We start from the raw sequence: 15590 nt of genomic DNA on the forward strand, positions 1-15590 counted from the left end.
CGAGTAGCTAGACACTTTCAAGCCCAAAATAAAGGGTTTCAGCGATACGGAAAGAATTTGTCCTGCACCCAATATCGTATGAATAGAATGAGAAAGAAAAATACTGTTATATGCTTCGCGTGCATCTGTTTCTTTGACGCAATTTGCTTAATTGAGATTTTTGGTCAAAATTCCCATGAGTCTCTTCTTAAGCAGGCGGAGATTCGTTTGCGGGGTATTTACGAAGAGGATGAGTTCCGCGCCAACGCGTTTAACGCGAAGTGGCTTCCTGACAGTTCGGGTTACACCGTTTCGGAATCAATTACCGGGGCGAATGAGAGAGTGAAAGTGCGTTATAATGCCGCCAGCGGAGAACGAACGGTTCTTGAGAAATCTTCTGAAGAGGAAGATCAGTTTAATAACTTATCTCCTGACGGAACGCGGATTCTCGAATCCGAGTCGGGCGGCTTGCAAGTGCGCCACCTCAATACGGGTGAAATCATTTCTTTGATAAAGAATGCGGATGACGATTCAATCAGGAATGGAAGAGCTGTTTGGAGCCCAGATGGTAATCGCATCGCCTTTGTGCAATCAGACTTTTCCCGCGTCAGGTTACGGTCGATGCTTGAACCAGGCGATCCCTCCTATCCGGAAGTCCGGGAGACGCGTTTTGCCCGGGTAGGCGAAACGATCGCCTCATTGCGCGTTGGCGTTGTTGACGCAGACGGCAGTGAAACACGCTGGCTTTCTATTCCTGAACCTGAGGAAGGATTCTACCTGGGACAGGTCAGTTGGGCTGAGAATTCCGATGAATTGCTTGTGGAAAAGTTTAGTCGATTCCGGGACAAACGCGAGTTTCTCTTAGCAGACGTCCGCACGGGTGAAATTACAAGTATCTATAGCGAAACTAATTCCGCTTGGGCTATTGCAAGCATAGGCAAGAATGCCGGACTGGAGTGGATACGTGACGGTCGCGCATTCATCGTACTCAGCGAAAAGGATGGTTGGCGGCATGCCTACGTCTACTCTCGCGAGGGAAAAGAGTTGGCTCTGCTAACACCCGGTTCCAGCGATATCATTGAACGTGTTAAGGTAGACGAAGCGGGAGCTTGGTTTTATTACAATGCGTCCCCTGACAATGGAACGCAAAAGTATCTTTATCGCGTGCGTCTGGACGGGATCGGGAAGCCCGAACGCGTAACTCCCATGAACCAGCCCGGTACCCATGACTACGATTTCTCCCACGATGCCCGGTGGGCGTTTCATACGTATTCAACCTTCGATTCACCTCCAGTGACCGAACTGGTTGAGTTTCCGGAGTATCGAGTGGTGCGTGTGCTGGAGGACAATAAAGAGTTGCATGAAAAAATGGAGGCGCTGGTCTCGAATCCAACGGAGTTCATTCAACTAGACATTGGTGGCGGCGTTGTGATGGATGCGGGGATGATCAAACCTTCTGATTTTGATCCGTCTAAAAAATACCCTGTATTTGTCTATGTTTATGGAGAACCGCACGCACAGACGGTATTGGATGTGTGGGGACGAGTCCATGCCGACTATCATCGCATAATTGCTGACCTCGCTTATCTTGTGGTGTCCATCGATAATCGTGGAACTCCGGCACCGAAGGGAGCTGCTTGGCGGCGAGCAATATTTGGCAAGCTTGGTCCACTCTCCACCGAGGAGCAGGCAGCGGGGCTAAAGGAACTGGGGCGTACCCGGCCCTACGTCGACTTATCCCGCGTGGGCATCTGGGGGTGGAGTGGTGGTGGCTCGAATACCCTGAACGCCATGTTCCGGAAACCGGATGTTTATAACCTCGGTATTGCTGTAGCGGCCAAACCGCAACCTCACCTTTACAATGCGTGGTTCCAGGAGATTTATATGCGAACTCGCGAAGTGAATGCCGAGGGTTACCAGCAGGCCGCTCCTATCAATTTTGCCGAAGGTCTGAAAGGCGACCTGCTAATCATTCATGGAACCGGTGAGACAAATACACATCTCGAGATTATGGAGGGTTTGGTGGATCGACTCATCGAATTGGGCAAACCGTTTGATTACATGAACTATCCGGGACGTGACCATGGTATCCGGGAGGGGGTGGGTACAGCCGTGCACTTGCGTATGCATATGATACGGTATTTACTGGCAAACTTGTCCTCTGGTCCACGGTAAGGGTTCCGGTTTAGTCCTACCTCAAATCAAGTCGCTCTTTTTGCAAAGAGGTCCTTGCGGACTGAAACATAACAAAAGAGGTATAAATAATTACTACAATCACCACCCATCTCAGAGTATCCAGTGGTAGTGACTTTATAATTAATGCGGCTATCAGTACCGCTACTGCACCCGGAATAGCCATCGCGACCGACGCCTTCCGGTTGTAGGCTCCTTCCTTAATGAACCTGGCTGACGCCGGGGGCATTAAAAAGGCGCAAGACCCCATCATAATAGGAAACGCTACCAGGGGTGACATGCCCAACGCATAAACCAGAGCCATACACGGAGCATAGAGTCCAATGCCGACCGTCATAAAAGCTCCGAGAATAAAATTGGCTACAATGGCTATAATCAATTTCGTTCCGGTCAGGCCTATGGCTTCTCCTCCGCCTTGGATCCATTGCATTTGACCGGAAAGCATAAAGAAAGCTGTGACGAGCAAGGCAATCCCCATGACCAGCTGAATCGTTCTAACTGGAAGTTTGGAAACAATCCCCGCACCTAAAACCGCACCCGCCATCGCGGATAGCAGCATGGTCAATAAGGTGATCGGTTCAACTTCAACGATTTTGATAAAAATAATCGCCTGGATTAACACCGGCACTGTATTGGCCACATTTAAAGTGCCGGGCAGAACACGATCTTCTGTTTGCCTGGTGAACTTAAGTGCGGCTGTCTGGGGTGCGAATGCTCCTATCCCCAGCACATCAAAAAAGTTAACTACAAACCCAATAATGGAGGTTTTTAACCAGCTCACAGGTTCGAGATTATTTTTATGACGCAAAAAGTCCCGCGTGAGTACCGTGATGAAAAATATGGCTAAAAATATCAGGGCTATCCAAATAGCGAGAGTCATTGATTGAATGATTGGGCGGCAAAGCAGGGGTGCTTTTACCCTACCTCGTCAATGATTAATGGTAGGGTTACAGGGTCCCCGCAGTGCCGTTTCAGCGATTATAAATTGTCAGGATAAATGGGTTGTTTCTACGACTGTTTTCATCGAATTCAGTATCATTTCTACCGGGACAACGGCCCCGGCGCTATGTGATTCATGAGATACCAGGTCTTGGTCTTGAGGTTGTGGGCGTCACCTTGGCCATCGCCGGCTGACTTGATGGAGTGGGTTCCACCTGTGTAGGGGACCGCAGTGAATTGTTTGTTGAGACGGATCAGCTCGTTGACCAGGTTTTCAAAATTCTGGTAGTGGCAGTTGTCGTCCTGAGTGCCGTGAAAGATAAGGAGGTTTCCTTTTAGGTTTTCTGCATGAGTGATGGGAGATCCGTTTTTAAATCCATCCGGATTATCATCGGGCAGGCCCATGTAGCGTTCCTGATAAACGGTGTCATAAAGCAGTTGGTCGCTGATGAAACCACCAGCCATGGCCAGACTATAGAGATCGGGGTAGCGGAACAGAAGATTCAGACTCATGGATCCTCCACCGCTGAACCCGGTGATCGCAATGCGGTCCTTGTCGATATACGGGTGCGTTTCGAGGAGCTTTCGTACGGCAGCCGACTGATCCTCCGAGGAGTAGATGCCAATGTTGTGATGCAGGTGATGACGCCAGTCACGGCCGAGGGGAGTTGAGGTGCCACGGTTGTCGATCGACATAATCACGTAACCTCGTTGAGCAAGATACTGATACCATAGGCTTTTCTGCCAAACATCTTTAACGGTCTGTCCTACAGGTTCTCCATAAACATAGAATAGTACGGGATATTTTTTCGAAGAATCGAAATTGTAGGGTTTGATCATGTAGGCCGGGAGTTTTACACTGTCCTCAATTTCGATATCGAAAAACTCGGTTTCCTGAAAATGCCGTTCCTCCATTTTGACCCGTGCCTCGGCATTATTTTCGCCGGCATGTATGACACGGTGGTCGGGCAGCTCGACCAAGTCGTAGAGGGGAGGTGTGTTCGCATTGGAAAAGCTGTGGAACGCTCGAGTAGAGTCTCCGGAAAGTCGATACGAGTGCGTGCCGCTCAATTCATTCGGGGTAAGTCGTTCGGCCTGGGTAGTTCCGTCGATGTGTTCGCGAAACAAATAACGCTGTGCGGGATCTTCGGGCGAAGCAATGAAGTAGAGCCAGCCGGTGTCGACATCGAATTTGATCATAGCGATGACGTCATACTCTCCCTTGGTGATGAGCGTCTTTTCTTTGCCATCCCGGGAGATGCGATAGTAATGCCTGAATCCGTCCGATTCACTCTCCCATAGAAATGCCTGTCCCTCGTCAAACCAGGTCATGTGATTGTGGACGTCGATCCAGGTTTCGCTCTTTTCTTCAAAGAACGGATCCAGCTTCCCCGACTTCACATGCGCCATCCAAAGTGTGCTGTGATTCTGGTTACGGTTCAGACGTTGGAAAACGAGCTCTTCGGAATTATCTGCCCAGGCAAAGCGTGGAATGTAATGCATTCGAGGATCACCGGGGAGGTCGTCGAACCACTTGGTGTGAGCACGAGTCGAGCTGGTAACTCCTATTCGAACGGAAGAATTGGTCGTGCCCACCTTGGGGTAGGGAAGTGGATTCACTTCCGGATACTTGCCCGCCAGGTAGTTGGTCAGGTGAAAGGTGCCGACGCCTTCTGTGTCGAATTGCACATAGGCGATGGACTTTCCGTCCGGGCTCCAATTGAAACCGTCGCGAAGGCGAAATTCTTCCTCATACACCCAATCACTTGTCCCGTTGATGATATTGTCATTCTTGCGGGTTGTGAGCTTTTTAATGCGTCTTCTTTTCAAATCTTCTGTGTAGATATCCCTGTCTTGGACGTATGCCACACGTTTAGAGTCCGGAGAAAACTTGGCAAACATGAGGGTGGCTTCTTCGAATTGGGCACCCAGTTGTTGGAGTTTAAAGGTCTCAAGATCCAGCACCCAGTAATCACCTCGAGAATTTATCCGCCAGACTTTCTTGGTGTTGGTGTAGATGAGTAGCTTCTTCTCATCGGGGGACCAGGTGAGGTTACTCTGGTTTTCCAGCTTTAGGGGTTTGTCGCTTCCTTCTGGTATGAATTTGTCTGCAGACAGTAGGAGTGTCTTTTCATCCGTTTCAGGATTCCAATCGAAAAGATCCTTGCCGTCTTCAATCGTTTCGGAGTCTTCCAGGATCAAGCAACTGGCTCCTTCCGTTCTCCAAGCGGTTTGGGCTTCCTTTTCCACGGGGATAGCTTTCTCATCGATCACCTCTTGAAGAGTTATGAGTGAAGGGTCTTCCAACACTTCTGGAACCTCTTCCCATTGGGCCATAAAATTATTTCCGTAAGTGGTGAGCGTCAACAACATGATTGAAATGAGAAGTATACTTGAAGATGGGATAGGGTATTTAAAATTCATATCTGCTTGGCTTGCGTTTGGGACGTAGACTTTGAATTCAGGTATGATTGAATCGGAGTATGAAGACAAACCTTTGATACACGCTTATTCAATCTTTAATTTGACATTGTGTGCAAAAATAAAAATTCTCTCATCCTTCAAACCTTCACCCCATTTAATATACAGGATGTAACTTATGACAGATCAAGACAGCCATGCACAGACGAAGTGGACCGGTGTATTCCCGGCCACCACCACTCAATTTAAGCAGGATGGCTCGCTCGATATTGCGGCGACTCTCAAGCATTTGGATGTGATGTTGGCTGCAGGTGTTCACGGTTTTGTAATGTTGGGCACCGTCGGGGAAAACTGCTCATTGGAAAAAGAAGAGAAGATCGAAATGCTCCAGGCAACGGTGGAGCATGTGCGGGGTAGGGTGCCGATTCTCTCCGGTGTCGCCGAATATACAACCGCCCAAGCTTGTCGCTATGCTGAATCTGCCAAAGAGGCTGGAGTCGACGGTCTCATGGTTCTACCGGCCATGGTGTATAAAACCGATAAGCGCGAAACCGTTTCTCACTTTCGTGCCGTTGCGAGTGCGACTGACCTCCCCATTATGATTTATAACAACCCGGTTTCCTATGGTGTGGATATAAAACCGGAAACTTTTGTTGAGTTGGCAGACGAACCAAACTTCACCACGATCAAGGAATCCTCGGAAGATCCACGACGCATCACTCATTTAAGAAATTTGTGTGGAGACCGTTATCAGCTTTTTGCGGGAGTGGATGATCTTGTTTTGGAAAGCCTGATTCTCGGTATCGATGGATGGGTGTCCGGTTTGGTCAATGCCTTTCCCGTGGAGAATCGCCTCATATGGGATCTGGTGAAGGCGGACCGCTGGTCTGAAGCACGGGATGTCTATCGCTGGTATACGCCGCTGTTGAAATTGGATACGCTGCCCAAGCTGGTTCAGTATATTAAGCTGGCAGTTGCCGAATGCGGTTACGGTTCAGAGCTCACCCGTACGCCACGTTTGCCTATTGAAGGTGAGGAGAGAGAACGGATACTGGCGATTATTCGGCGTGGTATTGAAACACGGCCAGATCCAGCTGTTTTCGGTATGTAGTAACGCGGTTTGGTTAACCGTCCCGTCGCATTTAATATCTTTCCCAAATGACGATTTAGTGTCAGAAACGACAAACCAGCCAACGCCCGCACTAAAATGAGTGAATCGAATCATATACCCAGTATTTTTAATGATGTCCTCGGTCCTGTCATGCGTGGACCATCCAGTTCTCACAGCGCAGCGGCCAATCGTATTGGCCGTCTTTGTCGCGACCTGGTTGAAGGCGATTTGCGGCGCGCAGTAATCGAATATGATCCGAATGGATCACTCGTAACCACCCACAAGTCACAAGGAACGGACATGGGACTCTACGGTGGATTTCTGGGTTGGGAACCCGATGATCCAAGGCTTCCCGACTATGCGAAGCATACCGAGTCTGCCGGGTTGAAAATAGAAGTTCGCTACCTGTCTTACGGAGCAACACATCCGAATAATTACAAGTTGTCCATCGAAGGAGTAAATGGTCACCAGCATACCATGCAGGCAATTTCAACCGGTGGTGGCATGATCGAAGTGACGGAGATTGACGGCGCGCCGGTGGCAATGGGGGGCGATTTTTTCGAAACGCTCGTCTATTTGAAAGAAGGGGCTGATCTAAAATCGGTTCATGACGATTTGGGCGCTGCACTTGTTTACGATAGCAGTGAGTTGTGCGAAGGAGAAACAGGGTTGCTTCGTTTTTCTATGGTCCAGGAACCCGCCGCAGAAGTACTCACGGCTATCCGGAGCAATCCACTTGTTCGTGATCTCAGGATCCTGAAACCCGTATTGCCGATTATGTCCCGCAAAGATCTGTCGGTTCCTTTCCAGACAGTCGAAGCCATGCTAGCATTCAATGAAGGGAAAGACCTGGCACTCTGGGAATTGGCACTTGAATACGAGAGCACTCGTGGAGGTATTTCCGCGGCAGAAGTCATTGAGAAAGCACGCGGCATTTTGCATTTGATGGAAGACTCGGTGAAGACCGGTTTGGCGGGTACTCAATATGCGGACCGTATTTTGCCCTGTCAGTCAGTGACCTTTGTGAAGCGTCAGGAAGAGGGCCGACTGATTCCTGGAGATGTGATGAACCGGATCATTGCCTATATCTCTGCAATCCTCGAAGTGAAGTCGTCGATGGGTGTGATTGTCGCGGCTCCAACTGCGGGTTCCTGTGGAGCGATGCCGGGGTCGATGTTGGCGGTTGCGGATTCAATGGGTATTGATGAAGAAGGAAAAATACACGCATTGCTCGTAGCCGGACTGATTGGAGTGTTTATCGCAACCCATGCAACCTTCGCGGCCGAGCTTGGTGGCTGCATGGCGGAATGTGGATCAGGCGCAGGCATGTCTGCGGCGGCGATGGTCGGTCTTGCCAATGGCACTCTGGAGCAGCAACTCGCGGCGGCATCGGTTGCGTTACAAAACTCTTTTGGCATGATCTGCGATCCTGTCGGCAACCGCGTTGAAGCTCCTTGCCTGGGAAAGAACGTGTTGGCCGGGTCCAATGCGCTGGCCTGCGCGAATATGGCGTTGGCTGATTATAAGCACCTGATTCCTCTCGATGAAGTAATCTACGCGATGGACGAGGTCGGAAAAGCAATTCCCCATGAACATTGTTGCACCGCCAAAGGTGGTCTGTCGATTACGCCAACCTCCAAGGCGATAGAACGGCGAATGAACGCGGAGTGAATTCATGTCATTTCGCTTTGTTACCATTGCATGGGATAGAATGGGCGCGTAAATCGATCCAGGTCCCTATGGTGGTCGGGCACGAATTTGTCGGTGAAGTTGTGGACGTTGGTTCTAATGTGAGCGACTTTCATCCAGTTGAAATTGTCAGCTGCCGAGTCTGTGATTCGTCAGTCATCGCGCTTCACTCATCGGCCCTATCGTGCCTCCTTCGATAAACTCAGCCTTAGTGAATGTCTGACGCCGGTCATCCTTGCCTCGGCTCACATTGTTCACCCAGCGCACGATGTGGCGCACCATTGGGCTAGGATCCCAGCGGATGTGGGCGATCTTGGGTTCGCACCAAACGAAGGTTGGGTCGGGATCGAGGCAGACGAGGGAGACGTGCTGTGGCGCTACGATGCCCCGCTGAGCGAGGTGCTGCTGGGCGGCAATGAAGAGTGGCGCGGTGTCGATCAATAGCCCGGTTGGCGGGGTGTGTTTGAAAAGCGAGGCGAGGCATTGGTGAAACCCTTCAAGGTTTTCCTGCCAGTCTGGCAGATTGAAGGGGCCTGTGTGGATGCCCTGTGCTTCCAACTCGTCGAGAAAGACACGCTCGCGTAACTTTGTCTGCGGCTTCTTATACTCCTCTCGCGTCAACAGAACGAGCCGGTGGTGCCCAAGCTCAACTAGCCGCCGCACCGCCGCGACAATGGCCGTCGATTTTTGTGGGCCAGTGCCTGCGATCGGTACGTTCTGCCTGCTTCCGAATAAGGCGAAAGTTGGCACAGCCTCCCCAGCGAACCACTCCAGGACTTCGGTTGAGCCTGCCACCACTATCCAGGCATCGACCTCAGTGCGGTTCACCAGCCTCGCAACACGGTTCACCTCCATGCCCAGCTCAGTCAGCGTCTTGTCGGGAAATACAGGAGTATGCCCTGCCTCTATCAGGAGGTGTGTGAGTTGGACGAGGTAGATTAACTCGGCATTGTATGGCTCGTAGAGCAGAATCGCCACCTTTAACGAAGGACTGGCCGGGGAATTCGGTATCGTGATCTTTCGCTTTCGGCCTGCTCCTTGGGCCACTAAAAGCCCCACTTTTTCCAATCTCCGTAGGGCGGCTGCCACGGTTTTGTGGTTAACATTGAGGTTCGCCGCCAGCTGATGGATGCCCGGCAACTCTCCGCTCAGGTCGCCACGCAGCATCGCTTCCTGAAGGTGCGCCGCCACTTGCTCGGCGGCCGAAAAAAGACGTATCGGGGTCATGTAATGGGGTTACCCCAAAAGGTCATGGTTTGCGAGAAAAAAAATATTGATCTGCGAAAATATTAAAACACTGCTTCTGTAACAAACCATCCCCTGGTTGAAGTAAACCATACAAACTAACATTAACTATGAATAAACTACTACGCTTGTCCAAGCTATGGCTGTACGCCATCCTATTACCCGTGGCAATGCCACTCGCCATCCAGGCGCAAGAAGACGATGAAGAAGACGTTTTCGAACTCAGTCCGTTCTCGGTCGAAGCCAGCGAAGACGACGGCTACATGGCCACCACCACTTTGGCCGGCTCCCGGGTCCGATCCAGCATCCGGGATATCGGTGCGTCTCTTGCGATTGTCACCCAGGAATTCCTGGAAGACGTCGGCGCCACGAGTGGGGAGTCGCTCCTCGCCAATATCGGTAACGTCGAAGTGGGCGGTTCACTCGGCAACTTCGCCAACTCCAATGGTGGCACCAGCACTTCCGAAACACGAGAAAATCCACAGCGTGCCCAGCGTGTCCGCGGTTTGGACAGCGCCATCACCACCCGGAACTACTTTCAGACCGACATTCCCTTTGATGCTTACAACACCACCCGCGTGACGGTAAACCGCGGACCCAACTCCATTCTGTTCGGTCTCGGATCTCCCGGAGGTGTTATCGATAATACCACAAACAGCGCCCAGATCGGATCCGATTTCGGGCAGTTGGGCATACGGGTGGACCACCGCGGCGGTCACCGCGAGACTTTGAGCGTCAATAAGACCCTCATCGAAGACCGCCTGGCGGTAAACGTGGCCATGCTGAATAACAAGACCAAGTGGCAACAGGAACCGTCTCAGGAAACCGACCAGCGCTTCTTCATCGCCTGGGATGCGGTTCTCTTTAAAAACGAAGGTTCCAGCATTCTTGGCAAGACCTCCTTCCGCGGAAACTTCGAATCGGGTGAAATCAACCGGAACGCCCCCGACGTTATTCCGCCCACCGATGGATTTTCCGGATGGTGGAACGGTCTGGGGAGCCAGGAGGACGTGAACCGCATCCTGTCCGTTCCCGGCGTGGGCTGGAATGAAATCTCCAACCAGGCCCTCACCACACAACAAGTGCTGGCCGCTATCAGCGCCGGTGTCGAGGCTGTGCCCTCTACCTGGACAGGCACAGTGGAAGCGTTTGCCGCCTTGGAAGGACAGTTTGTTCCAAAAACAACCATAGACCGTTTCAAGAATGCCAATCCACTGGGAAATGACCCGACATTTGGAGGTCAAAACAGCACCACCGCCCGCGTGCCGTACTTCCTTTACCCCGCCATCAATTACGCCAATCACAACTCAGGGGTCACGGGATGGAGTGATCCCGGCTTGACTGGAATCTCGGGCGTGATGGGACGTTTCCGTCCCCGGGTAACCTTTGCCAATGGAAATAAGAAAAACATCACCCAGGACGTTCGCTGGTCCAACACGCCCACCGGAGGGGCCGGCTTTGGCCAACCCTCCATCCAGAACCGGGAGATCTTCGATTACCATAACCTGAACTTCCTGGGGACCACCAATGAGGTGACCCGCGATTTTGACCTCAAGACCTTCTACTTGGAACAGGAGTTGTTTGACGGCCGTGTCGGTATTGAGATTGCCTGGGACAAACAGACGGAAAAACGTTTTACCCGCACTCCGTTCGATAGTGGCGGTGACAAGACCATCAATATCGATATCACCCAAAATTTGTCCTCGGGAGACCCGAATTCCGATGGTATCGCGGATCGCCACGCCAACGAAGGCCTGGGCCGTCCGGTTGTTTTTTATGGCGGAACCGTGGATAACGAATCCATGAATGAACAGGAAACCTTCCGCTTCACCCTATACGGAAACCTGGATTTCTCCGACCTCATCGACGGAAAGCTGGGCAAGATCCTGGGCAGCCACACCCTGACCGGCCTTTACGAAGACCGCGACAACTGGTCCTGGAATGTCGGCCGCAGAGGTTCCTGGTGGTCCGACAATGGCAAATGGCCCGGCAGTCCGGACATTTCCAACGGTCTGAGCGACAACTTCCGCCGCATCGTGCACAGCCAGATCTACATGGGACCCGACGTTCGTGGATTTTCCAGCCCCGACCAGGTCCGCCTCGATGGCTACCTGGACATTGCAAAGTCGGATTTTCCAGAAGTGGGTGACACCTATGGCATCTGGTACTTCGACAACGGTCAGAAGAAAGATGTTACCGACGCATGGCGCATCATCGAAAATATCTCCGGTGGCAACACATCGGCGTCCAATCTGGAGTCCAAGGCCTACAGCCTGCAAAGCCGCTTCTTCGACGGCCACATCGTCGGCATGTATGCCTGGCGCGAAGATGAAAACACCGTGTGGCAGCGCATTCAGGAAACCACCACCTACGGCGATCCGGACGCACCCGGAGTGATTCCCCTGCGCATCGATCGGCCGGGTATCAACGAGGAGGACGGAACTTTCAACATGGCCTTGCTGGAACTCGAGCCCGAGCCGGCCACCATTGACAAGGACGAAACCACCACCTGGAGCGTGGTGGGCAAGTTCCCGGAAATGTTCTTCGAACTGCCTTTCGGCGCGGACCTCTACGGCCACTACTACGAAGCGGAGAGTTTTGTGCCGGCCGGTATCTCCAACAACATCCTCAACCAACCACTGCCCAACATTTTAGGCGTCACCGAAGAGTATGGCTTCACCATTGAGCTTTTCGAACGCCGTCTGGCGATTAAGTTCAACAAATTCGAGACCGCCGCCACCAACAACCGGACCAACCTCAATGGTGGATTGGGTTCAATCAGTGGCCGTATTGGTTTCTACCTCGACCGGATTACCTCGGCCGAGAACGACACCGCCACCACTTTGTACCCGAACGGTTTCCTCGGCTTCGACGAGAACGGCAACCGGCTCTTCGAGCCCAACACCGACGCGGCCCTTACCCCGGACACCATTCCGGACAACCGCCAGCGCAAGAGTGGAACGGGCGCCGACCTCATGGGATTCACAACCTGGGAGCAATACTACGCGGCCATTACCGACGCCGTACTTCCAGAGATGCAGTCCATTAAAAACCACCGCATTGTGCGCGACGCGAACGGCCAGGCGGTCGATGATAGTAACCCCGTCCGCGGGCTGAATTCCACCCGGGACTTCGTGGCCACCGGTAGCGAAATCGATATCGTGGGCCGGATCACCAACAACATCAGCGTGTCCATCAACTGGGCCAAACAGGAAACGGTCACGTCCAACACCGCACCGGTCGCCTGGGACATTGCCCTCGCACAGGCGGAACGCCTGCAGCGTCCCATACCAACCTCGGACGGAGGATGGGCCCTTTGGGACCTGCGGGCTTCCCCCTTCCAGGTGGAGTCCGACCAGATCGGCCAGCGCTTTGAGAACCAGGTGTTGAGGCCCATACGCCTGGCCAAAGCCCTCGACGGAACGCAGAATCCCGAACAACGGAAATACCGTTGGAACGCCACCGTGCGTTACGACTTCACCGAAGGCATGCTGAAAGGTCTGCAGGCCGGTGTAACTGCCCGCTACCAGGACAAGGTGGCCGCCGGCTATCCCAACCTCCTGGATGCGGACGGAGTAACCATTATTCCGGATGTGGCCAATCCCTGGTTTGGTGAGGATTCTCTCGATGGTGACCTGTTCTTACGCTACCGCACCAAACTCACAGACAAGATCGACTGGACCATCCAGTTCAATGCACGGAATCTCTACCGCAGCAGCGGTTCGGATGATATTCCGGTCACCATCAATCCCGATGGATCGGTTGCCATCATCCGCGTTCCGGTTGAGCAACAGTACTTCCTGAGCAACACCTTCAGTTTCTAAACTATTCCAAATAGTTTATTCATAGAAAGAGGCCAGCTTGTAGTAGAGCTGGCCTCTTTATGTACCGGATACTTAGACTTCTCCGCGTTTGGTGCTGGCGATTTTTGCTGTCTTCTATACTGTATGAAACCAAACCATCACTAGGAATTTAGAAACAAATTTATGCAGGAAACAAGTTCGCACCGCACCTGGTTTGGCCATCCCGCCGGGCTTTCCACTTTATTTTTCACCGAACTGTGGGAGCGTTTCAGCTACTATGGCATGCGAGCCTTGCTCGTGTTGTTCATGGTGGATGCCGTGCAAAACGGTGGTATGGGACTCGACGACAAAACGGCCAGCTCTATCTATGGATTGTATGCGGCTTTTGTATACATGGCTGCATTGCCCGGTGGTTGGATCGCGGATCGTTTGATCGGAGCTCAGCGTTCTGTCTGGGTCGGCGGACTGATCATTGCGGCAGGCCATTTCACTTTGGCCGTACCATCCACGCCAACTTTCTTTCTCGGTCTTGTGCTGGTGGTTATCGGTACCGGATTTTTAAAACCCAATATCAGCGCCATCGTCGGTCAGTTGTATCCTGAAGGTGGTGCCCGCCGAGACGCAGGATTTACCATCTTCTACATGGGCATCAATATGGGTGCTTTTTTAGGACCCTTGATTTGTTCCTATCTGGGAGAACAGGTTAACTGGCATGCCGGCTTCGGTGCGGCGGGTGTTGGAATGGTTTTTGGAGTTATCCAATATAAACGATCGGTGGATCGACTAGGAGAGGCCGGACTTCACCCCTCGAAACCACAAGGAGCAGGTACTGAAGGATTGGATAAAGCCTGGTTTCCGGTCATCGGTGGGTTTGCGCTCCTTTCGATTCTCGTACTGCTCGGCATCACGGGTGCAGTAAAATTCAATGCATTGGCGTTGGCACAGAACACCACCTTCCTTATTGTAGGACTTGCGTTTGCTTTCTTTGCCTACGTCTTTGCTTTTGGAAAACTGACTCCCAAAGAACGCAATCACACCATCGTTATCTTGGTCTTGTTTATTTCGTCAGCCGTTTTCTGGTCGGGCTTTGAACAGGCAGGCTCCTCTTTAAATCTGTTTGCGGATCGTCACACCGATCGCGATTTATTCGGATTTGAAATACCGGCGGGATGGTTTCAATCTCTAAACCCATTTTACATTGTCGTTCTGGCTCCTGTTTTCGCCTCCCTTTGGGTTCGTCTGGCCAAGAACAAACTCGATCCTTCCATGCCCGGGAAGTTTGCCTGGGGCTTATTGATTCTAGGTTTGGGTTTCCTCGTCATGGTGGCAGCGGCAAAGATAGTTGTGGCTGGCAATCAGGCGGCTCCCTATTGGCTCATTCTAACCTACCTCTTACACACCATGGGAGAGCTTTGTCTCAGTCCCGTAGGGTTGAGCTCAGTGACTAAACTAGCACCGAAACGATTCGTGGGCCAAATGATGGGTATATGGTTTCTGGCGGCATCCCTGGGAAATCTGATGGCGGGTCTTCTGGCCGGACGCTTTAACCCGGAGTCGTTGAATGAAATGCCGGGTCTTTTTATGCAAATTGTTTTAACTGCGGCCGGAGCGGGAGTCATCCTGCTCATCTTCACCAAGCCCATTAAGAAATTAATCGGGAAGTTGGAGTGAGGAATTCCTAAACTGTAGGAGGGGCTTTACCGTGTCGCGCCGTAGCCTAGCGCGTAGGAGGACGCCCCGATTTCATAGTACAGTCACACAGCACGATCGCAGCATAAGGCCATAGCCTTATACACGATTTTGTCGTGAGTCACAAAAACAACACTATGATTTTGTGATTCATTATTCTGTCTCTTCTCTTAACAGAATAATGGGTACAGAATCATATTTGTTTTGAAACCTTTGAAGAAGTTGCAGGACTGTTGGAGAAAAGAGTTTTAATGAACTACGAAAAACGCCAAAATGCGCGAAAAGAATTCCTGTTATGCGCAGCAGAAAGATCTAAAAGGGTCGAAAGATCTAAAAAAAAGATCTAAAAGGGTCAATCCAATACCTTTGCAGTAAGTTTACCGAAGTAGGGCTGAACCGAGGTGCGTTTCCCACGTAGAAATTCTGATACGTAGCGAGCCACAGACGATTCACCTCCCATTTTTAGTTGCTCCGCCAGCCAGCCATTTCGGCAAAGCTGCTTCGTTTTCATGTAGGCCGCA

8 protein-coding genes and 1 pseudogene are annotated in these 15590 nt (G+C 51.7%); 6 read left to right on the forward strand and 3 right to left on the reverse strand.

Features of this window, described 5'->3' with window-relative positions:
• The first annotated feature begins 87 nt into the window (after window positions 1–87).
• A complete protein-coding gene (locus tag O3C43_20900; GenBank protein MDA1068953.1) occupies window positions 88–2154 on the forward strand; it encodes a DPP IV N-terminal domain-containing protein in 2067 nt (688 codons plus the stop codon).
• Between the two features lie 16 nt (window positions 2155–2170).
• On the opposite strand, the gene O3C43_20905 is transcribed toward O3C43_20900, so the two are convergent.
• Window positions 2171–3052 carry a sulfite exporter TauE/SafE family protein gene (locus O3C43_20905; protein ID MDA1068954.1) on the reverse strand — a complete coding sequence of 294 codons (882 nt, stop codon included), beginning with the start codon at window positions 3050–3052 and terminating at the stop codon, window positions 2171–2173.
• A 161-nt stretch (window positions 3053–3213) separates the two neighbouring features.
• Window positions 3214–5535, reverse strand: coding sequence for a S9 family peptidase (locus O3C43_20910; protein MDA1068955.1), 2322 nt, complete (start codon window positions 5533–5535; stop codon window positions 3214–3216).
• Between the two features lie 175 nt (window positions 5536–5710).
• Here O3C43_20910 and O3C43_20915 point away from each other — a divergent pair, with 175 nt between their 5' ends.
• The 3 genes and pseudogenes from O3C43_20915 (at window position 5711) to O3C43_20925 (ending at window position 8466) form a co-directional block, all read left to right on the forward strand.
• Entirely contained in the window at window positions 5711–6643 is a 933-nt protein-coding gene (locus O3C43_20915; GenBank protein MDA1068956.1) for a dihydrodipicolinate synthase family protein, read from the forward strand.
• A gap of 96 nt (window positions 6644–6739) precedes the next feature.
• A complete protein-coding gene (locus tag O3C43_20920) occupies window positions 6740–8314 on the forward strand; it encodes an L-serine ammonia-lyase, iron-sulfur-dependent, subunit alpha (protein ID MDA1068957.1) in 1575 nt (524 codons plus the stop codon).
• A 41-nt stretch (window positions 8315–8355) separates the two neighbouring features.
• Window positions 8356–8466: pseudogene (locus O3C43_20925) on the forward strand (alcohol dehydrogenase catalytic domain-containing protein).
• Window positions 8467–8488: 22 nt separating this feature from the next.
• On the opposite strand, the gene O3C43_20930 reads toward O3C43_20925, so the two are convergent.
• On the reverse strand, window positions 8489–9559 hold the full coding sequence (locus O3C43_20930; GenBank protein MDA1068958.1) for a substrate-binding domain-containing protein: 1071 nt from the start codon (window positions 9557–9559) through the stop codon (window positions 8489–8491).
• A gap of 128 nt (window positions 9560–9687) precedes the next feature.
• Between O3C43_20930 and O3C43_20935 the strand changes: the two genes are divergently transcribed.
• Window positions 9688–13401, forward strand: a complete 3714-nt coding sequence (locus tag O3C43_20935; GenBank protein ID MDA1068959.1) for a hypothetical protein — start codon at window positions 9688–9690, stop codon at window positions 13399–13401.
• Between the two features lie 162 nt (window positions 13402–13563).
• A complete protein-coding gene (locus tag O3C43_20940; GenBank protein MDA1068960.1) occupies window positions 13564–15051 on the forward strand; it encodes a peptide MFS transporter in 1488 nt (495 codons plus the stop codon).
• The last annotated feature ends 539 nt before the right edge of the window (window positions 15052–15590 follow it).

It is taken from the genome of Verrucomicrobiota bacterium, assembly GCA_027622555.1.
GTDB lineage: Bacteria > Verrucomicrobiota > Verrucomicrobiia > Opitutales > UBA2995 > UBA2995.

What these genes read in the sequence shown, in the direction of transcription:
- O3C43_20920 (MDA1068957.1), top strand. Translation starts at nt 6,740, where the DNA reads ATGAGTGAATCGAATCATATACCCAGTATTTTTAATGATGTCCTCGGT.
- O3C43_20910 (MDA1068955.1), bottom strand. Translation starts at nt 5,535, where the DNA reads ATGAATTTTAAATACCCTATCCCATCTTCAAGTATACTTCTCATTTCA.
- O3C43_20905 (MDA1068954.1), bottom strand. Translation starts at nt 3,052, where the DNA reads ATGACTCTCGCTATTTGGATAGCCCTGATATTTTTAGCCATATTTTTC.
- O3C43_20940 (MDA1068960.1), top strand. Translation starts at nt 13,564, where the DNA reads ATGCAGGAAACAAGTTCGCACCGCACCTGGTTTGGCCATCCCGCCGGG.
- O3C43_20935 (MDA1068959.1), top strand. Translation starts at nt 9,688, where the DNA reads ATGAATAAACTACTACGCTTGTCCAAGCTATGGCTGTACGCCATCCTA.
- O3C43_20900 (MDA1068953.1), top strand. Translation starts at nt 88, where the DNA reads ATGAGAAAGAAAAATACTGTTATATGCTTCGCGTGCATCTGTTTCTTT.
- O3C43_20930 (MDA1068958.1), bottom strand. Translation starts at nt 9,559, where the DNA reads ATGACCCCGATACGTCTTTTTTCGGCCGCCGAGCAAGTGGCGGCGCAC.
- O3C43_20915 (MDA1068956.1), top strand. Translation starts at nt 5,711, where the DNA reads ATGACAGATCAAGACAGCCATGCACAGACGAAGTGGACCGGTGTATTC.